This window comes from Flavobacterium sp. LK-23, from assembly GCF_058135255.1.
The window spans coordinates 139,719-166,273 of the sequence record NZ_JBYUVT010000001.1 but is presented as its reverse complement, the minus strand read 5'-3'; the positions used below and the strand labels follow the sequence as shown (position 1 = coordinate 166,273).

The following is a 26,555-nucleotide window of genomic DNA, read 5'->3' as shown; positions in this document are numbered from 1 at the left end:
TTTTGAAATCTAAAATCAGCAATTTAGATCAAAAATCTAAAATCGTTAATCTACAATCAAAAATTAAAATGAACTGGGAACAACTTTTATCATTAAAACGTCAGGGAGATACAAGCAAAAGATTACGTGTAGAACAAGATGATACTCGTTTAGGATTTGAAGTCGATTACGACCGAATTATATTCTCTGCCGCTTTTAGAAGTTTGCAAGATAAGACACAAGTTATTCCGCTTTCTAAAACCGATTTCGTGCACACGCGTTTAACGCATAGTTTGGAAGTTTCTGTTGTAGGTCGTTCGCTTGGACGTTTGGTTGGAAAAAAAATCATTGAAAAATACCCTTATTTAAAAGAAGTTCATGGTTATCATATGAACGATTTTGGTGCAATTGTGGCTGCGGCTTCTTTAGCGCACGATATCGGAAACCCGCCTTTTGGACATTCTGGCGAAAAAGCAATTGGCGAATATTTTGCTATCGGAAATGGGCAGAAATATAGAAATCAGCTAACAGATAAGCAATGGCAAGATTTAATTGATTTTGAAGGAAATGCAAACGGATTTTCAGTTTTAACCGCAAGCCGCCCTGGAATTGAAGGCGGACTTCGTATTTCGTATGCTACTTTGGGGGCTTTTATGAAATATCCGAAAGAGAGTCTTCCGAAAAAGCCGACCAATAATATCGCCGATAAGAAATACGGTTTCTTTCAAACAGATAAATTATTCTTTGAAGAAGTTGCCAAAGATATGGGAATGATTGCCAATAAATCTGGAGACGATATTGGTTTTGAAAGACATCCTCTAGCGTATTTGGTTGAAGCTGCAGATGATATTTGCTATACGATTATTGATTTTGAAGACGGAATTAATTTAGGTTTGGTTTCTGAAGATTTTGCTTTAGAATATTTAATTAATCTTGTAAAAGATAATATTGGGGTTTCTAAATACAAATCGTTAACTACAAAAGAAGATCGTATCAGTTATTTGAGAGCTTTGGCAATTGGAACTTTGATTAATGATGCTGTAAATGTTTTTGTTGAAAATGAAGAAGCAATTCTGGCGGGAAATTTTCCTTATGCTTTAACAGATAAAAGCAAATACAAAGCGCAGATGAATGATATTATCAAACTGAGTGTTGAAAAAATATACCAGAGCAGAGAAGTAATCGAAAAAGAAATTGTAGGTTACCAGATTATTCAAACGCTGTTGGATAAATTTATTACAGCATTTAATAATAAATATGATGGAACTGCCTCCAACTACGATAAGTTGATTTTGAAAATGCTTCCAGAAAAACATCATTTAGAGAAAACCAATTTATATGAGCGTTTATTGCATATCTGCCATTATGTTTCGCTCTTAACAGACGGAAATGCGCTTGAACTCTATGAAATGATTCAAGGACAAAAAAAGCGTTAAATAAAAAAGCTTCTTTCAGAAATAAATATTCTAAAAGAAGCTTTTTTATTTTTATTGGTTTCTTTATTTGAAGGCATAAACCAAACCAACACCAAGGACTTGTTTTAACTGCATTCTTGGACCTTCAGTAACTTGACTTTTTGTTCCTGTGGCAGGATCAATAACGTCTTTTTTGTTTTTAATGTCATCATCGTAAATTAAATGAACGCCAATATTTGCTTTGACATAAGCATTTACAACCAAATCTAGACGTGTATCATAATCAATGTCGACATTTCCGAATCGATTTAAATAGTCAGTATATAAGGAAAGTCTGTTTTCGTAAAAAACATTTTTATAGATTTCGTTTTTCATGTAGGCAGTAAAAAGGATACCAAATTCGGCTTTTACCTTTTGACCTTCTTCAATCAAAATTTGCTGAGTTGGATCTAAAGGATCTGGCGCATAAACGGCTTTTTTAACACCAAAAGAACCTTGGTTTGCCAAATTTTGATCTAATACCAATGTAGTCTTTAAAGTAATTGGTGAGAAATAAAATGTTCTGTTTTTTTCTTTATTTGAATTCTCTGCTCCGGCTCCTAAAAAGACATATGCTGGCGCAAAAGGTCTAGAAATAGGAACGTCTCGATTAGGATAATTGTAACCGTTGGTAAACTGCGTATTGAAGTTAAACTTTGCTGAGTAGTACCAATTTGAAGCGGTATCTTTTCTAAAACCGTACGTAGAGTTCAATTGAATCGCATCATCTGTTTTTCTCGTTTCAATATCTTCTTGTTTGTTTAGACCATATTTCATAATAAGTTCGTTGAACCATTTATGATTTCCTTTCAAATAAGTTCTAGAGAATTCTCCTTTAAATAATCCAGAGATAGAACTTGTTCCCCCCGCGCTCCAGTTTACAAAAGCTATTTGTGAAAGGTCAAAACCAAGTTGGTTTTTTTCTGTCCAGTTTGAAGGCGGTTTAGGTGCTTGATTGGGGCTTAGAGTTGTTTGTATAATCTGGGCAAAGTTATTAGAAGTACACAAAAGCAATAATAGCAAAAGGGTAGAACGCAATAATTTCATTATAGGTAATTTTTGTTTTGGTATCGCAAAATAATTATTTTGAACCGTTAGAAAAAAGATTTATTAAATTTTTAACGTCAATTTTACACAATTGTTGTAATTGATTTACTGTTCCATGCTCAATAAATTGGTCTGGAACACCCAAAATTTCAATCGAATTTTTAAAATTATTTGATGCTGCAAATTCTAAAACAGCACTTCCAAAACCACCATTTTTAACTCCATCTTCGATTGTAATAATGTTTTTAAAAGTTTTAAATATAGTGGTTAATGTATTGGTATCTAGTGGTTTAATAAAGCTAAAGTTGTAATGGGCAATCTCATCAGAATGGGTTGATTCTTTGAGTGCTTCTATAACATTATTTCCAATTGTTCCGGTCGACAGTACAGCAACTTTTGTACCATCTTTTAAACATTTTGCTTCGCCTAAATTTATTTTTTTGTAATGTCCGAAATTTTCTACTTCCCAATTTGGCAGTACACCTCGACCTCTTGGATATCGAATTGCAATTGGATGATCTAATCCTAATTGCGCAGTATACAAAATGTTTTGAAGTTCAATTTCGTTTAAAGGCGCATAGATAATCATATTCGGAATCGAACGCAGATACGCAATGTCAAAAACACCGTGATGCGTTGCTCCATCTTCTCCAACTAAACCTGCTCTGTCCAAACAAAAAATAACAGGAAGGTTTTGCAGCGCCACATCATGAATCACTTGATCGTATGCACGCTGTAAAAAAGTCGAATAAATATTGCAGTAAACAATCATTCCCTGAGTTGCCATACCAGCTGCTAATGTAACAGCATGTTGCTCGGCAATTCCAACATCAAAGGCACGATCTGGCAATTCGTCCATCATAAATTTTAATGAACTTCCAGATGGCATTGCAGGAGTAATTCCGATTATTTTTTCATTCTTTTTGGCTAAATCTAAAATGGTCAAGCCAAAAACATCTTGATATTTTGGAGGAAGATTTTCTTCCGATTTTAAATGAATTTCGCCAGTCGAAGCATCAAACTTTCCAGGTGCGTGATATTTTACCTGATTTTCTTCAGCCTGAAGCAAGCCTTTCCCTTTTGTAGTTACGATATGAAGGAATTTTGGGCCTTTAATCTTTTTTAAACGATTTAATTCTTTTATTAATTTCGGAAGATCATGACCATCTATTGGACCAGAATAATCAAAATTTAAAGACTTGATGATATTATTTTGTCTTGGATTTTTTCCGTTTTTAACAGAAGTCAGATATTGTTTTAAAGCGCCAACACTGGGATCAATTCCGATCGCATTGTCATTTAGAATAACCAAAATATTTGCATCGGTAACTCCAGCATGATTAAGTCCTTCAAACGCCATTCCGCTTGCAATAGAAGCATCGCCAATTACAGCAATATGTTCTTTGTCAAAATCACCTTTTAGCTTAGAAGCAATCGCCATTCCTAAAGCTGCAGAAATAGAAGTGGAAGAATGCCCAACGCCAAAAGTATCGTAAATGCTTTCGCTTCTTTTTGGGAAACCAGAAATACCTTCGATTTGCCTGTTGGTATGAAAGTTTTCTCTTCTTTCGGTCAATATTTTATGTCCGTAAGCTTGATGTCCAACATCCCAAACCAATAAATCATCTGGAGTGTTAAAAACATAATGCAAAGCAATTGTAAGCTCTACAACGCCCAAACTAGCCCCCAAATGCCCTTCTTTTACAGAAACGATATCAATAATAAATTGACGTAGTTCTTGAGCAACCTGAGTAAGCTGTTCTTCTTTTAAAAGACGTAAATCGGCAGGATTGTATATGTTTGAAAGTAAATCGCTTTTCATTGTATGGTAAAAAGCAAATTTACGGTTTTAAATTTAATTTCTCTGTGCGTATTATTTTAGAAGAATAGGCACAGAATATTGCATTCTGACTTTTTTTCCGTTTGATTCGCCTGGCTGCCATTTAGGACATAAGTTTAAAACTCTTATGATTTCTTTTTGCAGTGATTCTTCAACAGCTGGCGAACATTCAAGAAAAGATACCGAACCGTTTTTTTCTATTGCGAATGCGAGAGTGAAATTGAGTTTCCAATAGCTTACGTCTTCTGGTTTTTTATATTCTCTCATGAAGAAGTTATGGAATTGTTCTATTCCGCCAGGGAATTCTGCATTTGTTTGAGAAGCTATTTCTCCTGTGGGAGAAGCGTAAATAGCTGTTTTTGAAGTATTGCTTTTGTTTTTCTTTGTTTTTTCAGATTGTATTGTTGTCGTTTGTTTTATTTTAAGCTGCTCAATTTTTGATAAATCTGACGGCGCTTGATCTGTTTTTTTTGTACTAGTTGCAGTTCCGTCTAACACTTCTGGTTTTGCTGTCAAAGTATCTTCAATAACTTCAATATTTTTAATTTCTTGCTGTTTGGCTTCTTTGTTTTGACAACCGAAAAAAACTACAGCTATAACTACATACAACGTTGGCAAAAACGATTTGCGATTCATATAAGTAGTTATTTTATGTTTTATTTTCATTATTTAAATGTAATTGGCAAAATGAAAGTTGATCGAACAAACTGATTGTTTGTTTTTCCAGGAATCCATTTTGGGCCAGATTCTAATACTTTAATAACTTTTGCTTCATTTTCTGACGACTTGTTTTGAGTTACTCTAAAATTGCTCAAAGTGCCATCTCTGTCTACAACAAATAAAACGGACATTTCTCCTTCTTTTGAAGCAGTATAATTTTTTGCAAAATAAGAATAGAATTTTTTCATTCCGTTTTTTGGAGCGGGTAGAATATCCAAATCAACGGCATTATATATAATACTATATTTAAAATGTAGTCTCTCATTTTCACTAGCTATAGGAGGAAGTACCGCTCCCATTGTGATTCTTTCTCTTGGCTTTTTTGTTTTTTCTTTTTTAGATTCAATCTCATGGCCATAGCAGGAGTAAACATCTTCATCTTGATTTTGTGTCGGATTGTCGACGATTTCAATTTGATCAATTTTTTGCTTGTTTCCTTCTTTATCTTGGCAGCTAAAAAGAGTTGTTCCCATGGCAATAAACAAAGCAAGTAGAAACATTTTATGATAGTTGGTCTGAGAATATAAAACGCGATTAGGAATTTGAATGGTAATGGTATCTAACTGTGATTGCTTAAATCTACCGCAAATTTTTTTGTTTTGATTTTGAATGAAATAATGCTGAATTTCTTCTGGAAGCATAGAACTAAAATCTATAACCGTTTTAGAACAGCTCATACAAAAACGGCCATTTTCATTTGGCGTCATTTTGTTCCAGTCTTCATGACATGGTTCAGGTATTGTTATTTTTCCTTTTCTTTCCATTTCTAAATTCAGAGAATTAAATGTAATAAATAATAAGCACAAGCAATTTTTTTATAGAAAAATCTCTTAAAGTTAGTCCTTTATGGTTGTAAACTTAATTCGGTTTGTTCCTGACTATCACCAGTTTTAACAATTTGCATGGTCGTAATTTTTGAAAACTTTCTCTTCCTTTTTTTCGGATTTAAAGTATCGAGTTCCAATGTGATGGGTAGATTGTAAAAAGTTCTAACTTTCCTTCCTTGGATTTCGCCTGGAGTCCATTTTATAGATTTTTGTAAAACTCTGATAGCTTCTTCTCCAGTTCCAAAACCAAGATCTTCAATGGTTTTTATTTCATTTAAACTTCCGTCTTTTTCAATAACAAAAGACATTTTGATTACTCCGGTAGATTTTTTTAACTCTTTGGGTATTTTAAATTCAGATTTAAAAGCTTCGTAAAATACATCTTTCCCTCCAGGATAATCAGGTATAACATCAATTCCCATTCCTCCATAGACGGTATTGTCTTCATAAATATCCTCATTGGGTAGCGTTTCTGCGCATTCTGTTTTTACTAAAGAAAGGTATTTTTTGCTTTTTAGAGTAGAAACCTTTTTAGATTTTGTTTTGCTAATGGTTGTTGGTTTAGTAGTAGATACTTCCTGCTTTTCGTTGGATTCAGTTTTTGGAGAAGGAGCATTTTCAATTATTTCAATTTTCTCGATTTTTTGTTTGTTTCCTTCTTTATTCTGACAGCTAAACAAAGTAGTTCCCATGGCAATAAATAAAGCCAGTAAAAACATTTTATGAAAATGCGTTTGCGTATAAAGAACCTTACTCGGAATTTGGATTGTTATCGAATCTAGTTGAGATTTTTTAAATCGGCCACACATTTTATGGCCTTGATTTTTAATAATGTATTGTTGAATTTCTTCTGGAGACATCAAGGTAAAATCAACAACAGTTTTTGAACAGCTCATGCAGAAACGGCCATTTTCATTTGGCGTCATTTTGTTCCAGTCTTCAGAGCATGGTTCAGGAATGCTGATTTTGTAATTTCTTTCCATATTCAGATATCAAAGATTAAATGTAATAAAAATAAGTTCTAAAATCCTATTTTTGCAATTATGATAAATCCTTTTACAGACGAATATTTTATGAAAAAAGCTTTGCAGGAAGCAGAAATAGCTTTTGAAAGAGGCGAAATTCCTGTTGGCGCTGTAATTGTCGTTGCAGATAAAGTAATTGCAAGCAGTCATAACTTAACCGAATTATTAAATGATGTTACCGCTCATGCTGAAATGCAATCTATCACAGCAGCAGCAAACTTCCTAGGCGGAAAATACTTAAAAGACTGTACGCTTTATGTTACTCTTGAACCTTGCCAAATGTGTGCTGGCGCTTTGTATTGGAGCCAGATTTCTAAAATTGTTTTTGGCGCAAGAGACGAACAACGCGGTTTTATCAATATGGGAACAAAATTGCATCCTAAAACGACTGTCGTTTCTGGCGTAATGGCAAATGAAGCTGCAGATTTGATGAAACGATTCTTTCTTGATAGGCGTAAATAATTCCAATATACCATGACAGATTTTTCAAAAATAAAAAAGCTTTTTGGCATTACCGAACCCAATGGTTTTACCGAAAATGAAATTCAGGTTGTAAAAGATATTTTTGGAGATCTTCCAGCAGTTTTTGTTGATTACTTTACTGAATTGGGTAAAATTGAAAATCTAAATCAGACCCAAGATTTATTGATTGTTCCAAAACGTTTTCAATATTTTAAGCATAATGATTATTTGATTTTTTATTATGAAAATCAACGTGCTTGTGTTTGGGGAATTCATAAAGACGATTTGTCAAAAACGAATCCGCCAGTCTATATGAGTTATGATGAAAAGGAATGGAATTTGGAAACAGAGACCTTGACAGACTTTTTTACTGCAATGGCTTTTCTTCAGGCTGGTTTTGCGCTAGAATTTCCCAGCAATACATTTTATGAAATAGAGCCGAACGATCTAGATTTTATTATCAAAAATTACTCAGACAAAGGCGTATCATTTAAGCAATGGCTTGAAGGAATACAATTTTACGGAAACCATGATGATGAGGTTATTATAATTACGGGTGGTAATCAAATGTTTTATTCCTCAAACACAGAAAATCATTTTTTGGAAATGGATAAAGTTTTATCAAAATTAGGTTCTGAGCTTTGAGTGCAATGATAAAACTTCAACAAAAGTTAAATAATCATATTAGAGAATTTTCTTCTTAAAAGATTCAGAAAATATTTTACTTTTATAATAATTTAATTGCGTTTTTGCTGTTACAACTTTTGACGGTAAATTGTATTAAATTCTTAGTTTATTAACCAATTAACTCTAATTAAAGGTGAAAGTAAAAGGACTAATTCTCGTATCTTTTGTGTTTTTTATTTTTCAATCTTGCGGGCGCAAATCAGCAGCAGATTTCAATTCAGATTTTTCACTATTTAAAGATTACATTACCAGTTTTACGGGCGGAATCGTTTCTGCAGATTCTGACATTCGTGTGGTTTTGGCTTTCGATAAAAACGACTGGAAACCAAATCAGGAATTAGATGACGATTTGTTTGATATTTCGCCAAGTGTTCACGGAAAAGTCATAGCGCTTTCAACAAATACTTTAGCTTTTATTCCAGAGAAAAAACTCAAAATGGGAACAGAATATCAGGTTACTTTAAACTTAGATAAACTGACTGCCATTCCGAAAGAGAAAGAAAAAGAACTGTCAAAATTCAACTTTACAGTTAAAACGGTTAAACAAGATTTTACCATCAATACAGGTGATATTCAATCGTACAGCAAAGAATACCAATATTTAAACTGCATTTTGAAAACAGCCGACAATATTGATTTGGAAACAGCTCAAAAGCTGGTTGAAGCCAAACACAAAGGCAATAATCTTAAAATTAAATTTGAGAAAGTAGCTGGACCTTCAAAAGAATTTCGTTTTATAATTGACAGTATTCAACGCCAGTCAGAAGCTTCAAACTTAGAGATTATTTATGACGGAAATGATTTTGACATAGATCAAAAAGGGCAAATAGATTTCCCGATTACAAGCATCAACGAATTTAAAGTTATAAAAGTTGAAATTCCAGATGGAAACAATCAACAGGTTTTGATTAATTTCTCGGAGCCTTTAGAAAAAGGTCAAGATTTTGCAGGATTGGTTTCAATTCAAAACACCAATAATCTGAAATTTTCTACACAAGGAAATTTACTTAAAGTATATTTTACAAACCAAAATGCTTCTAAAAAACAAGAGCCTGTAGCAGTAGCTGTGCAGGAGCCAGTTGCAGTAGCATTAGATTCGGCTGCGGTAGTGGTTGATTCAGCCGCGGTTGCCGTAGATTCAGCCGCCGAAGTTGTAGAAGAAGCTGTTGAATATGTGCCAGACGAAGAACCAGAACAAGTTGTTACGGGCGAACTATTATTGGAAGTTTTTCAGGGAATCGAGAGTCAATATGGTAAAAAACTGGAAAACAATTACAGCGAGAAAATTTCTTTTGATCAGATAAAACCAAACATTCGTTTCATTAAAAACGGAACAATTCTGCCAAGTTCAAACAATTTAAAATTGAATTTCGAAGCCGTAAATCTAAGCGCTGTAGATGTAAAAGTGTATAAGATTTATAAAAATAACATTCTGCAATTCCTTCAATACAATGAACTAAATGGCGGGCAAAATCTTAAAAAAGTCGCACAGCCAATTGCCAAAACCACTTTAAATTTAAAAGAAAGTACGCTCGTAAATCTGGCGAAATGGAATACGTATGCCTTAGATTTATCTAAAATCATTAAACCAGAGCCAGGAGCAATTTACAGAGTCGAATTTGTTTATAAAAAGAAATATTCACTTTATAAATGTGAAACATCAGACAATAGCGATGATGAAGCTGAGGAAGAAGAAGTTGATGAAAACGACGTAAACTACAGCGGAAACTCTTATGACGATTACTATTATTATGATGATTATGACTGGAGAGAAAGTCAAGATCCGTGTACAGGTTCTTATTATTACAACGCTAGAATTGCAACCAATATTTTAGCATCAGATTTAGGAGTTATTGCCAAAAGAGGCGAAAACAAATCGTACTTATTTGCTGTAAACAATATCGTTACGACCGAACCCGTTTCAAACGCAAGAGTAGATTTATACAACTTCCAACAGCAAAAAATAGCGACAGAGGCAACAAGCAGTGAAGGTATTGCATCTTTCCAATTGGATAAATTCGCCTATTTTGCCATTGTTACTTTAGGCGATCAGTCGACTTATGTGAAGTTAGACGATGGACTTTCGTTATCTGTAAGTAATTTTGATGTTGCAGGTGAAACTTTGCAAAAAGGACTGAAAGGATTTATTTATGGAGAAAGAGGCGTTTGGCGTCCGGGAGATAATTTGTATCTGTCATTTATTTTGAATGATGCAGTAAATAAACTTCCAAAATCACATCCAATTAAATTCAGATTAAACGACCCGAACGGTAAGACGGTTTATCAGACTGTTCAAAAAACGAATGATTTAAATCATTACGCCTTTATAGTACCAACAAACCAAGATGCGCCAACAGGAAATTGGGAGGCAATGGTAAGCGTTGGTGGAGCTAAATTCTATAAAAGCATTAAGATCGAAACCATCAAACCAAATCGTTTAAAAATCAAGAATACATTTAGCAGAAAAACACTTTCGGCTTCGTATCCAAATACAGACAATCTTGAGGTAACATGGCTTCACGGTGCAATTGCTAAGAATTTGAATGTAGAAATGCAGGCTAAATTCTCTCAACAAAGCACGACTTTTAAAGGTTATGAAAAATATACTTTTGATGATTTAGCACGTCAATTCAGTACAGAAGAAATTAATATTTTCTCTGGCAAATTAAATGAAAGCGGAAAAGCATCAGTAAACATTCAACCAAGATTACAAGGTCAGGCGCCTGGAATGCTTCGTGCTTCATTCATTACAAAAGTGTACGAAGAAGGAGGAGATTTTAGTACAGATGTAATGTCAACGACCTATTCTCCGTACAAAACCTATGTAGGTTTAAAAACGCCGGAACTGAATAAATACAGCATGCTTGAAACGAGAACAAACAATCGTTTTGATGTGGTAACAGTTGACGAAAACGGAAGACCAAAATCGGTTCGTAATCTCGAAGTACGAGTTTATAAAGTAGACTGGAGATGGTGGTGGGATTCTTCAAGCGATAATTTATCAAATTATAATTCTTCGAATGCAACTACTTCGTACAAAACTTTTGTTATCAATACCGATTCTAGCGGAAAAGGAAGTTTCCAATTTGCCTTGACAGATGAAGAATGGGGACGTTATTTAATTCGTGTTGCCGATCAGCAAGATGGTCATGCAACATCTTTAACCGTAAATATCGATTGGCCAATCTGGTCTGGAAAAACACGTAATAGAGATGCTTCTACAGCCAATATGTTAGTTTTTTCTACCAATAAAAAGAATTATGCTGTTGGAGAAAAAGCACAGATTTCTTTCCCCTCAAGTGAAGGTGGCCGTGCGTTGATTTCTATCGAAAATGGTTCAAGAGTTGTACAGACTATTTGGGCTGAAACTAAAAACGGAGAAACAAAAGTTGAAGTTCCAATTACAGGAGCTATGGCGCCAAACGTGTATTTCAATATCACCTTATTACAGCCTCACGCTTCAACCAAAAACGATTCTCCGATTCGCATGTACGGAATTGTTCCAATCGAAGTCGTAGATAAAAACACCATTTTGGCACCAACTCTTACTATGCCAGATGTATTAAGACCAGAACAGCCATTTACGGTTAAAGTGGGTGAAAAATCAGGTAAAGAAATGACTTATACAATCGCGGTTGTAGATGAAGGTCTTTTGGATTTAACTCGTTTTAAAACGCCTAATGCATGGGATAGTTTCTATGTACGTGAAGCTTTAGGAGTAAAAACTTGGGACATTTACGATGATGTAATTGGAGCGTACGGCGGAAAAATAAATCAGATTTTCAGTATTGGTGGTGACCAGGATTTAGGAGGCGGAAAAGCTAAAAAAGCTAATCGTTTTAAACCTGTAGTATTGTATTACGGACCATTTAAATTAGGAAAAGGAGAAACAAAATCGCACGATTTAAAGCTTCCAAAATATATTGGTTCTGTTCGAACTATGGTAGTAGCGGGAGATGCAGCGACTAGTGCTTACGGAAGTGTGGAAAAAGCAACACAGGTTAAGAGTCCGTTGATGGTATTGGCTTCGTTGCCTAGAAAAATTTCTCCATCTGAGAAAGTAACACTTCCTGTAACTGTTTTTGCAACTGAAAATAAAATCAAAAATGTTTCAATTCAGGTAAAAACCAGCAACGGATTGAAAGTAATGGGAAGTGCAGTTCAAAAACTAAATTTTGCACAGCCAGATGAGAAAATGGCTTATTTTAATTTAGTTGTCGGTTCTGCAACCGGAATTGCAAAAGTTCAAGTAATCGCAACATCTGGAAGCGAGAAATCAACTTATGATGTTGAAATCGATATGACGAATCCAAATCCGGTTACGAGTACTTTTACCGATGTTGTTTTAACGCCAAATAGCACAAAGACAATTTCATGGAACACTTTCGGAATTGCCGGAAGTAATAAAGCAAGATTAGAAGTTTCATCTATGCCATCAATGAATTTGAATGGAAGATTGCAATTCTTGATTCAGTATCCGCATGGATGTGTGGAGCAGACGACTTCATCTGTTTTCCCGCAATTGTATTTGGGAGATGTGGCTGATATTGATGCAAAACGCAAAGATCTGATTCAGAAAAACATTGCAGCCGGAATTGCCAGATTGGGTAATTTCCAATTATCAAATGGTGGAATGCCGTACTGGCAAGGAAATGCAATTGCAGACGATTGGGGAACTTCATACGCTGGACATTTCTTAATTGAAGCAGAGAAAAAAGGATATGTACTGCCAATTAATTTCAAATCGAAATGGCTTTCCTATCAGCAGAAAGAAGCGAAACAATGGCGTTTTGAACCTAAATACGGAAATGATTTAGCTCAGGCATATCGTTTATACACTTTAGCATTAGCAGGAAATGCCGATTTGTCGTCTATGAACAGATTGCGTGAAACAAAAGGTATTTCAAATGAAAGTATGCTTCGTTTAGCAGCAGCTTATGTTTTAGCAGGTCAGAAATCGGCTGGGCAAAGTTTGTTCCTGAAAACCAGCATTGATGGTAGTTCAGATGGTTACAGCTATTACTATTATGGTTCAAGTGAAAGAAACCGAGCAATGGCTTTAGAAACGATGCTTCTTTTAGATCAAAAACAAAAAGCATTTGTTACTGCAGCAAAATTAGCCAAAGAAATGTCGGCTAATCAATGGATGAGTACGCAGACAACAGCTTATTGTTTGTATGCAATGTCGAAATTTGCAGTGAGTAATGGTCCGAAAGGAATCAATATCCAATTTAGTAAAAATGGGAAAGGAGAGACAATCAATATAGGTAAATCGGTTGCAGATCGCAGTTTGTCTGTTGCTTCGGGTTCAAACAGTATTACGCTGAAGAACAATAAAGCTAATACCGTTTATGTTCGTGTATTGAACACCGGAATATTGCCTATCGGACAAGAAAATGCGGTTCAAAGTGATGTTACGGCTTCTATTGTTTTCAAAAACAGAAAAGGAAGTGTAATCAATGTTTCAAGAATTAATCAGGGAACTGAATTTGTGGCCGAGGTTACGATTAAAAACCAAAGAGGAGAAAGCGTTCAAAACGTAGCGTTATCTCAAATTCTGCCTTCTGGATTTGAAATTGTAAATACTCGTTTTACCGATTATGGAGACGCTGTAAACAACATTGCAGATTATATTGATATCCGAGATGACAGGACTAATTTCTATTTCGGAATGAAAGCAAGAGAAACTAAAGTTTTCCGAATTCTGCTAAATGCATCGTATTTAGGAAACTATTATTTACCTGGACTACAATGTGAAGCGATGTATGATAATACATTCTTAGCCAGAACAAAAGGATTCTGGGTTGAGGTTGTGAAATAAAATTTTTGGCCACAGATTGCACAGATTATTACAGATTTCAAAATCTTTTTAAATCCTTTAATCTGTGGCAAAAACTTTGCGAACTTAGGAAAAAAGTTTCCCGCAGATTTGCAGATCAAGCAGATAATATAAGATTTCCTAAATCTGCGAGAGAAAAACTTTGCGAACTTTGCGTAAATCTTTGCGTCTTTGCGGTTAAAAAAATAAGCATTGAAAAATAAAATTAAAGCGTTTTTTCAGCGCATTCTAAACTGGATAAAAAGAAATAAAAAAAAATCAGCAATTGCATTTCTGCTCTTGCTGATTTACTATTTTTCGATACCTCGAACGTTATTCAAAGAGCCTTATTCAACCGTAATTGAAAGCAAAGAAGGAGAATTACTTGGAGCTAAAATTGCCCGTGACGGACAATGGCGTTTTCCAGCACAAGATAGCGTTCCAGAAAAGTTTAAAAAATGCATTGTGTATTTTGAAGATGAGTATTTCTATAAACATCCCGGCTTCAATCCTGGTGCAATGATTAATGCTTTTAAACAAAACAGAAAAGCAGGAAAAGTGGTCAGAGGAGGAAGTACCTTAACACAACAGGTTATTCGATTATCCCGCAAAGGAAAAAACAGAACGTATTTTGAAAAAATAATAGAAATTATTCTCGCCACGAGATTAGAATTAGGGTATTCTAAAAATGAAATTCTAGAAATGTATGCTGCACATGCGCCTTTTGGTGGAAATGTTGTGGGATTGGAAATGGCTTCGTGGCGTTATTTTGGCGTACAGTCCAATCAATTATCGTGGGCAGAAAATGCAGTTTTGGCTGTTTTACCTAATGCACCAAGTTTAATTTATCCAGGGAAAAACCAGATAAAATTATTGAACAAAAGAAACCGACTTTTATTAAAACTACATCAGGAAGGTATTATCGATAAGCAGACGTACGAACTTTCAATAGAAGAACCATTACCTCAAAAGCCATACGATCTGCCTCAAATCGCTCCGCATTTATTACAGAGAGTCTCAAAAAATGAAGAAGGAACAAGAGTAAAAACTACTATTGATTATGGCTTGCAAAATCGTGTCAATCAAATTGCAAGATATTATTACAACCAGTATAAACAGAATGAGGTTCATAATCTGGCGATTTTGGTTATTGATGTTCAGAGTAGAAATGTAATGAGTTATGTTGGAAATTCTCCGGCAGATGCAGATCATCAAAAAGACGTAGATATTATCGATGCGCCAAGAAGTACAGGAAGTATTCTAAAACCACTTTTGTATGGAGCAATGTTGGATGATGGCGAATTACTGCCCAATACTTTAGTAGCTGATATTCCAACACAGATTTCTGGATATACGCCTCAAAATTTCAATCTAACTTTTGATGGCGCTGTTCCTGCACATCGTGCATTATCACGTTCGTTGAACATTCCTGCGGTTTTAATGCTTCAGGAATTTACTGTAAACAAGTTTTATGAAGAACTTCAAAAATTTAAATTAAAAAACATAAATAAAACTCCCGATCATTATGGGCTATCGCTTATTTTGGGAGGTGCTGAAAGTAATTTATGGGATTTATGCCGAACGTATGCAAATCTTTCGTCTACGGTCAATTATTATACTAAAAATAAGAGTAAGTATCGGACTAACGAATTTACCGAACTCAATTATAAAAATGATTTTAAGCCGGATTTTGGCTCAGAAACCGACCAGAAGAATATTCTGGGCGCTGGATCAATTTGGCTAACATACAACGCAATGGAGGAAGTCAACAGGCCTGAAGGAGATGAAGCTTGGAAGTTTTATGACAGTTCGCTTAAAATTGCTTGGAAAACAGGAACAAGTTTCGGGAATCGAGATGCGTGGGCAATTGGAACAAACTCAAGATATGTAGTAGGAATTTGGGTTGGAAATGCAACAGGTGAGGGGCGTCCGACATTAACGGGAGTTACGAGCGCTGCGCCAATTTTATTTGATGTTTTTAATTTACTGCCAAGGCAAAGATGGTTTGATACGCCGTATAATGATTTAGCAGAAGTTGAGGTCTGCCGATTAAGCGGTTATCTGGCAAAAGAAAATTGCCCAAAAATTAAACAATGGGTTACTAAAAAAGGTAAATCGACCAAAGTTTGTCCGTATCACAGAACAATTCATTTAGATCAAACAGAGCAATTTCAAGTCAATAGTAGCTGTGAGAGTATTGATAATATTGTGACTAAAAACTGGTTTATACTGCCTCCTGTTATGGCTTGGTATTACAAAAGTCAGCATATTGAATATTTGCCGTTACCGCCATTTAAAGAAGGATGCGAAGGAACGCAAACGACTACAATGGACTTTATTTATCCGAAAGCGAATAGTAAAATTTATTTAACGAAAGATTTTAACAGTAATGTACAGCCTGTAATTTTAAAAGTGGCTTATTCTGAAAGAGATAAAGAATTATTCTGGTATGTTGATGATGTTTATAAAGCCACAACCAAAACCTTTCATGAACTGCCTATTACGCCAACAACAGGAATACATTATGTTACAGTTGTGGATGCTTCTGGAAATGAAATAAGGCGAAGAATTGAAATTGTGAGAGACTAAACGGTAAATATAAAGCCCAATTTTTAAAATTCCAAATTCCAAAAAAAAGAGGTTAGGTTGTCTGGCTGAGCGAAGTCGAAGCCCATGTGCCAATTGGAGCGCCCTTCGACTTCGCTCAGGGTGACAATTGTGCTTAGAATGACTTTTTATTATGTAATGATCTTATGAAAACGAGAGCCTAGCCCAGATAGGAGCGGTATCCTTTTTCTGGCTTCTTTAGCCAGGAAAAGATATAAGCGGATAGCTGGAAATTGCTTCTAAATAAAAAAAAGCCACAAAAAAACCGCCAATCTCACGAAAGGCGGTTTTGTTTTTATTCTGAAATAACATTTCCTTTTTTATCATAGAAATGGTATTCTAAGTACGTGTAAGCGTCACGAGGTATGATTTTCACCCATTTCTTATGTTCAAAAAACCATTTTGAACGTAATGATGGAAAACCTTTACTGAGGTATGCAGCCACAAACGGATGTGTGTTTAGTACAACCTTGTTGTGGGTTTTTAAAAGTCTTTCTAAATCAGCGGTGATCTTATCAATGATTAAAATTGGAGCTTCAATTTCACCATTATGTTTGTTAGGATCTTCCTCTCTGGTTTTGATATTCACTTCTGGTCTTACGCGCTGTCTTGTAATCTGGACCAAACCAAATTTACTCGGCGGTAATATTTTATGTTTTGCTTTATCGTCGCTCATTTCTTCTCGCAAGAAGTCGAACAAAACTTTCCTGTTTTCTGGATTAGACATATCGATAAAATCAACTACGATTATTCCGCCCATATCACGCAAACGAAGTTGTCGTGCGATTTCTGCTGCGGCAATCATATTCACTTCCATGGCTGTGTCTTCTTGGTTGGTCGCTTTATTAGAACGGTTTCCGCTGTTTACGTCTATAACGTGTAACGCTTCAGTGTGTTCTATAATAAGATACGCACCTTTGCTCATGGAAACAGTTCGTCCAAAAGAAGTTTTGATTTGTCTCTCTATATTGTATTTCTCAAAAATGGGAGTGTCATTTGATTGATAAAACTTAACAATCGATTGTTTTGAAGGCGCAATTTCTTGCAAATATTCCTTCGTTTGATGGTACAACTCTTCATCATCTATTTGAATACCACTGAAGGTATCATTAAATACATCTCTTAATATCGAAGAAGCTCTATTAAGCTCTCCTAACACTTTTGATGGATGATGAGCAGTTGGTAATTTTTTACACATTGCAGACCATCTGCCAAGCAGGTTCTGCAAATCTTTTTCTAATTCGGCTACGTTTTTGCCTTCGGCTACTGTACGAACAATAACACCAAATCCTTTAGGTTTGATCGATAGAACAAGTTTTTTTAGACGATCCTTTTCTTTTTTGTCCTCTATTTTTTGAGAAATAGAAACACGATCAGAGAAAGGAACTAGAACAATAAATCTTCCGGCAAGAGAAAGCTCAGCACTTATTCTTGGGCCTTTGGTCGATATAGGTTCTTTAACTACTTGAACTAAGACAGATTGATTGGCACTTAAAATATCAGTAATGATGCCATCTTTGTCAATCTCTTTTTCAAACTGAAAGGTTTTTAGGGAGAAATCTTTTAATTTACCTGCGCTTACAAGTTTTATGAATTTCAACTGAGAAGCTAGATTTGGACCCAAATCGTGATAATGTAAAAAAGCATCTTTTTCGAAGCCTACATTTACAAAAGCGGCGTTAAGTCCAGCAACTGGTTTTCTAATTTTGGCAATAAAAATATCACCAACCTGAAAGTTGCTTTTTTCTTCTTCTTTGTGTAATTCAATTAGTTTTCCATCTTTTAATAAGGCAAAATCTACTGCTTCAGAACTAGATCTAATGATTAATTCTTTATTCACACTGTAAATTTTTATCTGTTTTTTCAGAAAATAGAAAAAGAGAGAAGAGTATAGATTAGTAAAAATCTAAAATCTTAAGTCTAAAATCTAAAATCTTATCTACAGATGGATTAAACAATATTTTAACAGGTATTGAACCCGGGAGGGAAACTTAAATTTCAAATTTTTAAATTCCAAATTCCAATTAAATCAATATTGATTTCTTAATTTTTGGATTTTGGATTTTATTTTTTGGAATTTTTGAAATTTCCCAAATTTCAATGAACGTTTAAAAAGAAAAAAGTAGTTTAAAACTACTTTTTCTTTTTGTGGCGGTTAGCTCTCGCTCTTTTCTTACGTTTGTGAGTAGCTACCTTATGTCTCTTTCTTTTTTTACCACTTGGCATATTGTGTCAGATTTATGTTAATTAATATTATTTTGCTTCGTTGTTGGTTTTAACTCCTTCTACAAAAACTTTTGCAGGTTTGAAAGCAGGAATGTTGTGTGCTGGAATTTTAATAGTAGTGTTTTTAGAAATGTTTCTTCCAGTTTTTTCAGCTCTAGTTTTAACGATAAAACTACCAAAACCTCTAAGGTATACATTGTCTCCAGTCTCTAAAGAAGTTTTAACTTCTTCCATAAAAGTTTCTACTGTTGCTTGAACGTCTCCTTTTTCAAGACCTAGCTTCTCTGAAATCTTCGCTACGATATCTGCTTTCGTCATTTTCTTTCCTATTTTATTTTATAAATGGTGTACTATTTTTTTGAGTTTGCAAATATAGGAATTAAAAAAATAATTAATCAAGCTAATTCGTTAAATTTTAATTACATAAACATTTACTTTTGCAATCTAAGTATTTTGCAATGGATTTTCATAACATATTGATAAAATGGTATTTACAGCACCAGCGTGATTTACCGTGGCGAAAAACGGTCGATCCGTACCAGATTTGGCTCTCAGAAATCATGCTTCAGCAGACTCGAGTTGCGCAAGGAATGCCTTATTTTTTTTCATTTACTCAGGAATTTCCTACCGTAAAACATTTAGCAGATGCTTCAGAAGAGAAAGTTTTGAAACTTTGGCAAGGTCTGGGGTATTATTCTCGAGCTCGTAATCTTCATAAAACAGCTCAATATATATCTAATGACTTAAATGGAGTTTTTCCTGATTCTTATAAAGAGCTGCTAAAACTCAAAGGTGTTGGCGAATATACAGCTGCTGCAATAGCTTCTTTTTCTTATAATGAAGCGGTTCCTGTTGTAGATGGAAATGTGTTTAGGGTATTGGCTCGTTATTTTGATATTGAGTCTGATATTGCGCTTCCAGCAACCAAAAAAGAGTTTGCCGCTTTGGCGCAGCAATTAATGCCTAAAGATAATCCAGCGATATTCAATCAGGCTATAATGGAGTTTGGTGCGCTGCAATGTGTTCCTAAAAGTCCTAATTGTGCGATTTGCGTTTTTAACGAAAGCTGTGCTGCTTTGCAAAAAGGAAAAGTAAATACGCTGCCCGTTAAGTCAAAAAAGATTAAAGTAACCAATCGTTACTTTAATTATTTGATTGTAGAAGATGCTTTAGGAAATACATTAATTCAAAAAAGAACCGAAAAAGGAATTTGGCATAATTTATATGAGTTTCCGTTATTGGAAACGCAATCAATTGTTGATTTTGACGAGATTTCTCAAACAGTAAAAAATGAGATTTTTACAAAGTACACTATTATAAGTATAGAAGATTGCAGCGAATCGACCCTTATACACAAGCTTTCGCACCAACATTTACATATTCAGTTTTGGAAAATTAAAGTAAAAGAGGAAGTAGAAAATGGAGTGGATGCTCAAAAATTGAAAACTTTTCCTTTTCCTATTGTGTTGTATAATTTTATAGAAAAGCAAGAAATAAATTGCTAAAAAAATGTATCTTTGGGAGAAATACCACCAAAACTATGAACGGAACATTAAATAAAGTGATGCTTATTGGCCATTTAGGCGATGATGTAAAGATGCATTATTTTGATGGAGGAAACTGCATCGGACGTTTTCAGCTGGCTACCAATGAGGTATATATCAATAAAACGACTAATGAAAAAATAACCTCTACAGAATGGCATAATTTGGTTGTGCGTAATAAAGCCGCAGAGATTTGCGAAAAATATCTTTCTAAAGGAGACAAAATTTATGTCGAAGGAAGAATAAAATCTCGCCAGTGGCAAACAGAAGATGGAACGACAAAATATACGACCGAAATTCAGGTAACGGAGTTTACTTTCCTGACAACTAAAAAAGAAACTGCGTATACTAAACAAAACCAGGATACAGAGTCGGCAAAAAACACTAACTTTGATGCTCCTGAAGGGCTTCCAATTAACGATCTGCCCTTTTAAGCGATGTTTAACTAATTTTATGCAATTTGGACCCGGAGCCCAGTTTACTTTTTTCTACAAATCTTGACGCCAATTTAATTATTGGTTTCGTCGGAATTTTTATTTTATTATTTCTTTCAGCAATCGTTTCTGGTGCCGAAGTAGCTCTTTTTTCTTTATCGCAGCAAGACATCGATGATTCTTTAAATGATAGTCCAGCAAAAGGTAAAATTATTTCGAATCTACTAGAAAAGCCCAAAAAGCTTTTGGCAACTTTATTGGTTGCGAATAACTTTTTTAATATTGGCGTAGTAATCCTATTTGCTTACATAGGACAAAATATTTTTGCCAATATAAGTTCGCCAGCCTTTAAATTTACTCTAGAGGTAATTTTAGTTACTTTTTTAATTTTATTATTTGGCGAAGTGCTTCCTAAAGTTTACGCTAGCAGAAATAGTATTCGTTTTGCTAAGCGAGTTGCGTATCCGCTGGCATTTTTAGACAAAGTGCTTTCTCCAGTTAGTTTGCCAATGCGTGCCGTTACTATATATTTTCAAAATAAATTAGGAAAGCAAAAAAGTAATTTTTCTGTTAATCAACTTTCTCAGGCATTGGAACTTACAGATTCGGAAGGAACTTCTACAGAAGAACAGAAAATTCTGGAAGGAATTGTTTCTTTTGGAAATACCGATACAAAACAGGTAATGAGCCCGAGAATTGATATTTTTGCATTGGAAATATCAGAAACATTTGCGGAGATTTATCCTAAAATAATAGAAACAGGTTTTTCGAGAATTCCGGTTTATCGAGATAATATCGATCAGATTGAAGGAGTGCTTTTCGTAAAAGATTTACTGCCTCATATTGATAAGGAAGAATTTGACTGGACATCATTAATAAGAGAAGCGTTCTTTGTTCCTGAGAATAAAAAACTAGATAATCTGCTGAAGGATTTTCAGAGCTTAAAAAGCCATTTAGCCATTGTGGTTGATGAATATGGCGGAACTTCTGGATTAGTTTCTTTAGAAGATGTTATCGAAGAAATTGTTGGAGATATTAGTGATGAGTTTGACGATGAAAATCTAAACTTCTCACAGATCGATGAAAATAATTTTCTTTTTGAAGGAAAAATAAACCTGAAAGATTTCTACAGAATTGTAGATGTCGACGAAGATGTTTTTGAAGCTCACAAAGGAGAAGCCGAAACATTGGCCGGATTCATTCTGGAGATTTTGGGTAATTTCCCGAAAAAAGATCAAAAAGTGCCTTTTGAAAACTGTATTTTCACCGTAGAAACAGTGGATAAAAAGCGTGTAAAACAAATAAAAGTAACCATAAATAAAAATGTTTAACAAAATACTTTCAATATCAGCAATTTTGCTTGCTCTAACGGTTATAAGCTGTAAAAATGATGTTTTGCCAAAACCAGCAAGTTACCTGCGATTAGATTATCCGGAAGCAAAATATGTGAATTTTGAAAACAATTGTCCGTTTTCTTTCGAAATGAATGAAGATGCAATTATCAAAGGAGAGAAAGAATGCGGATTTGCTATCACATATCCAAAGATGAAAGCAACTATTTATTTGACATATAAGCCAGTAAATGGAAATATTGATAAGTTATTGCGTGACGCACAAAAACTGACTTACGAACACGTTATTAAAGCCGATGATATTTTGGAACAGCCATATTTAAATCCGCAGAAAAAGGTTTACGGAATGTTTTATCAAGTTGATGGAAATGCAGCGACAAACTCTCAGTTCTATGTTACCGACAGTACAAAACATTTTCTAATAGGCTCTGTGTATTTTTATGCAAAACCAAATTTCGACTCGATTATGCCGGCTGCGAGTTATGTTAAAAATGATATGCAACGTTTGATGGAAACATTGAAATGGAAATAAAAAAAAGGATTCAATTTTGAATCCTTTTTTTTTACGTTTAAAAGATTATTTTTTATTAGTTATATCTATAGCTATGTATAATATTCCGTAGGAATATCTCGTCGGTAGAAAAAAGATAATGTTGTGCCGCATCGTGTCCTGTAGGGACACCTGATTTTTAGAAAAATCGAATGTGTTTATCAAACGTTCCCACGGAACGTATAATCATAATTCAAATTTAATTCTACTACCAACCAGACATTCCTACGGAATGTTTTTACAAAAAAAAAGCACTCAATTGAGTGCCTTTTTGATTTTTAATCTAGAATTTAAGATTTAAAATTCGAAACTTTATATGTTTTTCCATCTCCAGTTTCTTGAACCACTTTTGTTAAAGATTCTGAGTTTTGGATTGTTTTGTCAAAACTTACCGTTGCAGTTTTTTTGTCAAAATCGACAGTTGCTTTATCAACTCCGTCAAGATTAGCTAATTCTTCTTCTATTGTCTTTGCGCATCCCATAGCACAAGTCATTCCGTCAATTGTAAAGCTTGCTGTTTGAAGATTTTCGGCAGCAATAGGTTTGTGTTCTTTTGGAGCACTTTTTTCTGCATTTACAACTTCAAGACTTTTGTCTTCTGCTTTTTTGCATCCAACAAATACTAAACCAGCGATTGCTGCAGCGAATAAGATTTTTGAAATTTTCATTATATATAAATTTAAAAATTGCGAATATGATTCTTGCAAAATTAATAAAAAGAGAATGCTTAGTTCGTAAAATAATTACAAATTTGCAGTAAATAACAATTTATGGAAACAAAACAGTTAAAGTGGATTTACTTGACTATTCTTTCTCTTATCTGGGGAAGCTCTTTTATTCTGATAAAAAAAGGATTGATAGGCTTAAGTGCTGTTCAAGTAGGATCGTTCCGAATTATTTTTGCTGCTTTGTTTTTATTGATTGTGGGTTTTAATAGTCTGAAAAAGATTTCTCGTCGCCAATGGAAATTTGTCGCCATAACTTCGCTTTTCGGGACTTTTATACCGGCTTATCTTTTTGCTATTGCAGAAACTCAGGTTAATAGTTCGATAGTTGCGATTTTAAATTCGCTAACGCCATTAAATACTTTGATTTTAGGAATTATAGCATTTGGGATTCAGTTTCAAAAGCGACAGGTTTTAGGTGTTTTTGTTGGACTTGTAGGCTGTTTGCTTTTGGTTTTAAGCGGAGATTCTGCAAGCGGAACTCAAAATTACCTTTATGTTTTATTGGTAGTTATTGCAACGCTTAGTTATGCTATCAATGTAAATCTGATTAAAAAATATCTTCACGATTTAAATTCTGTAAGTATCACAACAGGAAATTTTGCAGTTTTACTTTTACCAGCATTAATAATTTTAAGCACAACCGATATCAGTCAGAAAATACATTTAGCAGAAACACAGCATTCTATACTTTTTGTAGCGATTTTAGGTGTTCTTGGAACAGGAATCGCGAACATTCTATTCTTTAAACTAATTCAGATGTCATCGCCAGTTTTTGCAACATCTGTGACATATTTAATTCCGATAGTTGCTTTTTTCTGGGGATTGTTAGATAATGAATTCCTGACGCCAATTCAATCTGTTGGGGCTTTTATTATTTTGATTGGGGTTTATTTATCGGCGAAGAAGTGATTTGAATTGCGAAATGTTACTTGTAAAAGGTAAAATGTAATTTGATGCGAATGTCACCTTGAGCGGAGTCGAAGGGCGTACCAATTGGAACGGGGCTTCGACTCCGCTCAGCCTGACAAAAGAGAGGCTTTTTCCTTTAATAGTATCAAATCATTGAGCCTAACAAAACTTAGTAAATAGAAAAAGCTTTGTCAAAGTTTTAAACTTTGACAAAGCCTTGAATGCTTAGAGCCTTGATAACTTAGTATCTCAGAGTCTTTGTTCCTTTGCGCCTTTGCAACTTTGAAACTTCTATAAAAAATCTTTCTCAGAAACTCCTTCGTTGATCTTAATATCAGACATTTTAATGTCCAATTCAAAACCAACATTCTGAACTAAGTTAAAAGGGACTTTAACGCCTTTTACTTCTTTATAATCATTGAAATTAGTGATTTGTTCAACTGATTTTCCGCCTTGTTCGCGAACTTTAGATTCGGCTGTTTTTAATCCGGATTTAACGTCGTAATAATACTTTGTTTTGCCGTCTTTAATTACGTAGGCATCATTCCCATTAATCGGTTCAATTCCTTCTACTTTAAGATCGGTTCTTTTTACAAGTTGCAATTCTTCAAAAGGAGCGGCATTAGCTTTCATTTCGGCTAAATCTTCACCTTCAAGGTTTTTTCTTTGGCCTTGCTGTTCAACGTAAGCACCTTTTTCGTTAACCACCTGTTTCATTAAATTCATAGTTCCCATAGAAAGCGAAACCATCATTTTTCCTTTTGAATCTAATTTAGAAATAAAAGTTAATGGATTAGGAGCTTGCGGAACAGTTGTTGTGCCATTCATGTATAATGTTTTTACTGCTGTAACTGCTTTTTCTCCACCAATTGCGTTAATATAGTTTTCAAAAACCGTTTTTGCGCTAATATCTTTAGGCGCCTCTTTTTTTGTAGCAGGTTTTTCAACTGGATTTCCGTATTTGTCGAAATAATGAATCGGAATTTGTAATTTTTCTAAACCAGAGATTACATCAGATCCTTTACCAACAATTACGATACGCATATTGTCTAACAAGAAATACTTGTTGGCCACACGATAAATATCATCTGCAGTAACATTGTTAATGGTCTGAATGTATTTTTCATAGAAATCTGCAGGAAGTTTTTCGGTTTCAATGTTCAAAGCGTAACGCGCAACAGCTTGCGGTTTTTCAACTTGCATTACAAATCTTCCAATATAACCTGCTTTTACATTTCTTAAAACTTCTGGATCAACTCTTTCTGTTCTGATTCTCTTGATTTCTTTAACGAATTGAACAACAGCGCTATCTGTTACTGTGTTTCTAACAGCAGATGAAGCCTTAAATTTAGTAACATACTTTCCGCTTCCAATACTAGAACTTGCTCCATAAGTCCAAGCATGCTGTTCACGTAAATTCATGTTTAAGTAACTATTAAAATCGCCTCCAAGAATTTGATTGGCAATAACAGCAGGGAAAAAATCTGGATCGTTCATTCTTAAATTTACCGTATTTACTAATGAAATTTCAGATTGAACCGCATTTGGAACATCAACAAAATCGATTTGTAAGCTCGAAACATTTACTGGAGTTGGGTAAGTGTTTTTTGGTGCAGTCTGCTTTTTCCATCCGCTGAATAATTTCTCAACGGCAGTTTTTGCTTCTTTAAATTTGACGTCTCCAATAATAACTAAATAAGCATTTTCTGGAACGAAATAAGTATTGTAATTGTTTTGAACATCTGCAAGAGTTACATTTTTTACAGTCTCTTCAGAAAGATATTCTCCTACCGGATGATTTTTTCCAAAAGCCAAAACATCAACCACTCGGTTTGAAATGGCAGGAACACTTTTTTCATCGGCTTTTAGGCCTTCCAACAGTTTTGCTTTTTCTTTATCAAATTCAGTTTGAGTGAAATTGGGTTGTAAAGCACCTTCTGCTAATAGCTCCAGAACACGGCCAGAATATTTAGACAGTGAACTTGCATAAGCGCCTTGTGAAGTAAAGTTGATATTAGCGCCGTAAAAATCAATTTCTTCATTAAAAGCTTCTTTGGTTGTTTTTTTAGTTCCGTTTCCAATTAAGCTGCTGGTCAATTCGTCAACCCCTTTTTTGTTGCCTTCAGTAAACGGAGCATTATCTAAAGTAAGTGTATAGCTCACTCTAGGTAATTTGTGGTTTTCAACAACTAAAACTTTCATTCCGTTTGCTAAAACAAAGGTCTGCGGTTTTTTGATGTTGACTACTGGGGCATTTCCTGGTTTGGGTTGTGGACGATCTTGTGCTTGCATAATTCCAGTTAGGAAAATAAGGATTAAAAAAGGATATATTTTTTTCATGATTCG

At 34.5% G+C, this 26,555-nt stretch carries 19 protein-coding genes; 10 read left to right on the top strand and 9 right to left on the bottom strand.

Annotation, left to right across the window (positions count from 1 at the left end; genetic code table 11):
• Positions 1–68 precede the first annotated feature (68 nt).
• Positions 69–1,415, top strand: a complete 1,347-nt coding sequence (locus tag AC3Y25_RS00675; RefSeq protein ID WP_095928204.1) for a deoxyguanosinetriphosphate triphosphohydrolase — start codon at positions 69–71, stop codon at positions 1,413–1,415.
• 63 nt (positions 1,416–1,478) lie between these two features.
• On the opposite strand, the gene AC3Y25_RS00670 is transcribed toward AC3Y25_RS00675, so the two are convergent.
• The 5 genes from AC3Y25_RS00670 to AC3Y25_RS00650 all read right to left on the bottom strand — a co-directional run bounded on the left by AC3Y25_RS00670 (position 1,479) and on the right by AC3Y25_RS00650 (position 6,850).
• Positions 1,479–2,480 carry a DUF3078 domain-containing protein gene (locus tag AC3Y25_RS00670; protein WP_095928045.1) on the bottom strand — a complete coding sequence of 334 codons (1,002 nt, stop codon included), beginning with the start codon at positions 2,478–2,480 and terminating at the stop codon, positions 1,479–1,481.
• Positions 2,481–2,514: 34 nt separating this feature from the next.
• Complete coding sequence (locus AC3Y25_RS00665; RefSeq protein ID WP_489901404.1) at positions 2,515–4,302, bottom strand: 1-deoxy-D-xylulose-5-phosphate synthase; 1,788 nt, start codon at positions 4,300–4,302, stop codon at positions 2,515–2,517.
• Positions 4,303–4,353: 51 nt separating this feature from the next.
• Positions 4,354–4,986 (bottom strand): energy transducer TonB, encoded by a 633-nt coding sequence (locus AC3Y25_RS00660; protein ID WP_489901403.1) that lies wholly within the window; start codon positions 4,984–4,986, stop codon positions 4,354–4,356.
• The gene (locus tag AC3Y25_RS00655; RefSeq protein ID WP_489901402.1) at positions 4,986–5,804 is read right to left on the bottom strand and encodes an energy transducer TonB; all 819 of its coding nucleotides are present in this window, start codon (positions 5,802–5,804) and stop codon (positions 4,986–4,988) included. The genes AC3Y25_RS00660 and AC3Y25_RS00655 overlap by 1 nt, the downstream gene beginning before the upstream one ends.
• Positions 5,805–5,884: 80 nt before the next feature.
• Entirely contained in the window at positions 5,885–6,850 is a 966-nt protein-coding gene (locus AC3Y25_RS00650; protein WP_489901401.1) for an energy transducer TonB, read from the bottom strand.
• A gap of 60 nt (positions 6,851–6,910) precedes the next feature.
• Here AC3Y25_RS00650 and AC3Y25_RS00645 point away from each other — a divergent pair, with 60 nt between their 5' ends.
• The 4 genes from AC3Y25_RS00645 (at position 6,911) to pbpC (ending at position 16,448) form a co-directional block, all read left to right on the top strand.
• Complete coding sequence (locus AC3Y25_RS00645) at positions 6,911–7,354, top strand: nucleoside deaminase (RefSeq protein ID WP_489901400.1); 444 nt, start codon at positions 6,911–6,913, stop codon at positions 7,352–7,354.
• A 12-nt stretch (positions 7,355–7,366) separates the two neighbouring features.
• On the top strand, positions 7,367–7,999 hold the full coding sequence (locus AC3Y25_RS00640; RefSeq protein WP_489901399.1) for a hypothetical protein: 633 nt from the start codon (positions 7,367–7,369) through the stop codon (positions 7,997–7,999).
• Positions 8,000–8,174: 175 nt separating this feature from the next.
• On the top strand, positions 8,175–13,862 hold the full coding sequence (locus AC3Y25_RS00635; RefSeq protein ID WP_489901398.1) for an alpha-2-macroglobulin family protein: 5,688 nt from the start codon (positions 8,175–8,177) through the stop codon (positions 13,860–13,862).
• A gap of 210 nt (positions 13,863–14,072) precedes the next feature.
• Positions 14,073–16,448 (top strand): penicillin-binding protein 1C, encoded by a 2,376-nt coding sequence (gene pbpC, locus AC3Y25_RS00630; protein ID WP_489901397.1) that lies wholly within the window; start codon positions 14,073–14,075, stop codon positions 16,446–16,448.
• 313 nt (positions 16,449–16,761) lie between these two features.
• Here pbpC and AC3Y25_RS00625 read toward each other — a convergent pair whose 3' ends face one another.
• Together AC3Y25_RS00625 and AC3Y25_RS00620 are read right to left on the bottom strand one after the other, a co-directional pair.
• Positions 16,762–18,306 carry an Rne/Rng family ribonuclease gene (locus tag AC3Y25_RS00625; protein WP_248729267.1) on the bottom strand — a complete coding sequence of 515 codons (1,545 nt, stop codon included), beginning with the start codon at positions 18,304–18,306 and terminating at the stop codon, positions 16,762–16,764.
• Between the two features lie 413 nt (positions 18,307–18,719).
• Complete coding sequence (locus AC3Y25_RS00620) at positions 18,720–19,010, bottom strand: HU family DNA-binding protein (RefSeq protein WP_007805026.1); 291 nt, start codon at positions 19,008–19,010, stop codon at positions 18,720–18,722.
• A 140-nt stretch (positions 19,011–19,150) separates the two neighbouring features.
• Between AC3Y25_RS00620 and mutY the strand changes: the two genes are divergently transcribed.
• Genes mutY through gldD form a run of 4 tightly spaced genes read left to right on the top strand, consistent with a single transcriptional unit; the run spans position 19,151 to position 22,554 of the window.
• Positions 19,151–20,197 (top strand): A/G-specific adenine glycosylase, encoded by a 1,047-nt coding sequence (gene mutY, locus AC3Y25_RS00615; RefSeq protein WP_489901396.1) that lies wholly within the window; start codon positions 19,151–19,153, stop codon positions 20,195–20,197.
• 35 nt (positions 20,198–20,232) lie between these two features.
• Positions 20,233–20,670 carry a single-stranded DNA-binding protein gene (locus AC3Y25_RS00610; RefSeq protein WP_095928033.1) on the top strand — a complete coding sequence of 146 codons (438 nt, stop codon included), beginning with the start codon at positions 20,233–20,235 and terminating at the stop codon, positions 20,668–20,670.
• A gap of 26 nt (positions 20,671–20,696) precedes the next feature.
• Complete coding sequence (locus tag AC3Y25_RS00605; RefSeq protein WP_489901395.1) at positions 20,697–22,001, top strand: gliding motility-associated protein GldE; 1,305 nt, start codon at positions 20,697–20,699, stop codon at positions 21,999–22,001.
• Positions 21,994–22,554, top strand: a complete 561-nt coding sequence (gldD, locus tag AC3Y25_RS00600) for a gliding motility lipoprotein GldD (RefSeq protein WP_489901394.1) — start codon at positions 21,994–21,996, stop codon at positions 22,552–22,554. Before AC3Y25_RS00605 ends, gldD begins: the two co-directional genes overlap by 8 nt.
• Before the next feature lie 308 nt (positions 22,555–22,862).
• Here the strand turns inward: gldD and AC3Y25_RS00595 are convergent, their stop codons facing one another.
• Positions 22,863–23,240, bottom strand: a complete 378-nt coding sequence (locus AC3Y25_RS00595) for a heavy-metal-associated domain-containing protein (RefSeq protein ID WP_250834223.1) — start codon at positions 23,238–23,240, stop codon at positions 22,863–22,865.
• 102 nt (positions 23,241–23,342) lie between these two features.
• On the opposite strand from AC3Y25_RS00595, the gene AC3Y25_RS00590 reads away from it, so the two are divergent.
• Positions 23,343–24,209 carry a DMT family transporter gene (locus tag AC3Y25_RS00590; RefSeq protein ID WP_489901393.1) on the top strand — a complete coding sequence of 289 codons (867 nt, stop codon included), beginning with the start codon at positions 23,343–23,345 and terminating at the stop codon, positions 24,207–24,209.
• A gap of 291 nt (positions 24,210–24,500) precedes the next feature.
• On the opposite strand, the gene AC3Y25_RS00585 is transcribed toward AC3Y25_RS00590, so the two are convergent.
• Positions 24,501–26,549, bottom strand: coding sequence for a M16 family metallopeptidase (locus tag AC3Y25_RS00585; protein WP_489901392.1), 2,049 nt, complete (start codon positions 26,547–26,549; stop codon positions 24,501–24,503).
• Between the last annotated feature and the right edge of the window lie 6 nt (positions 26,550–26,555).

Bases quoted from the DNA above. Each gene is read 5' to 3' on its own strand.
- AC3Y25_RS00610 (WP_095928033.1), top strand. From the start codon at position 20,233: ATGAACGGAACATTAAATAAAGTGATGCTTATTGGCCATTTAGGCGAT.
- AC3Y25_RS00640 (WP_489901399.1), top strand. From the start codon at position 7,367: ATGACAGATTTTTCAAAAATAAAAAAGCTTTTTGGCATTACCGAACCC.
- mutY (WP_489901396.1), top strand. From the start codon at position 19,151: ATGGATTTTCATAACATATTGATAAAATGGTATTTACAGCACCAGCGT.
- AC3Y25_RS00665 (WP_489901404.1), bottom strand. From the start codon at position 4,302: ATGAAAAGCGATTTACTTTCAAACATATACAATCCTGCCGATTTACGT.
- AC3Y25_RS00620 (WP_007805026.1), bottom strand. From the start codon at position 19,010: ATGACGAAAGCAGATATCGTAGCGAAGATTTCAGAGAAGCTAGGTCTT.
- AC3Y25_RS00650 (WP_489901401.1), bottom strand. From the start codon at position 6,850: ATGGAAAGAAATTACAAAATCAGCATTCCTGAACCATGCTCTGAAGAC.
- AC3Y25_RS00660 (WP_489901403.1), bottom strand. From the start codon at position 4,986: ATGAAAATAAAACATAAAATAACTACTTATATGAATCGCAAATCGTTT.
- AC3Y25_RS00585 (WP_489901392.1), bottom strand. From the start codon at position 26,549: ATGAAAAAAATATATCCTTTTTTAATCCTTATTTTCCTAACTGGAATT.
- AC3Y25_RS00645 (WP_489901400.1), top strand. From the start codon at position 6,911: ATGATAAATCCTTTTACAGACGAATATTTTATGAAAAAAGCTTTGCAG.
- gldD (WP_489901394.1), top strand. From the start codon at position 21,994: ATGTTTAACAAAATACTTTCAATATCAGCAATTTTGCTTGCTCTAACG.
- AC3Y25_RS00590 (WP_489901393.1), top strand. From the start codon at position 23,343: ATGGAAACAAAACAGTTAAAGTGGATTTACTTGACTATTCTTTCTCTT.
- AC3Y25_RS00595 (WP_250834223.1), bottom strand. From the start codon at position 23,240: ATGAAAATTTCAAAAATCTTATTCGCTGCAGCAATCGCTGGTTTAGTA.
- AC3Y25_RS00675 (WP_095928204.1), top strand. From the start codon at position 69: ATGAACTGGGAACAACTTTTATCATTAAAACGTCAGGGAGATACAAGC.
- AC3Y25_RS00655 (WP_489901402.1), bottom strand. From the start codon at position 5,804: ATGGAAAGAAAAGGAAAAATAACAATACCTGAACCATGTCATGAAGAC.
- AC3Y25_RS00670 (WP_095928045.1), bottom strand. From the start codon at position 2,480: ATGAAATTATTGCGTTCTACCCTTTTGCTATTATTGCTTTTGTGTACT.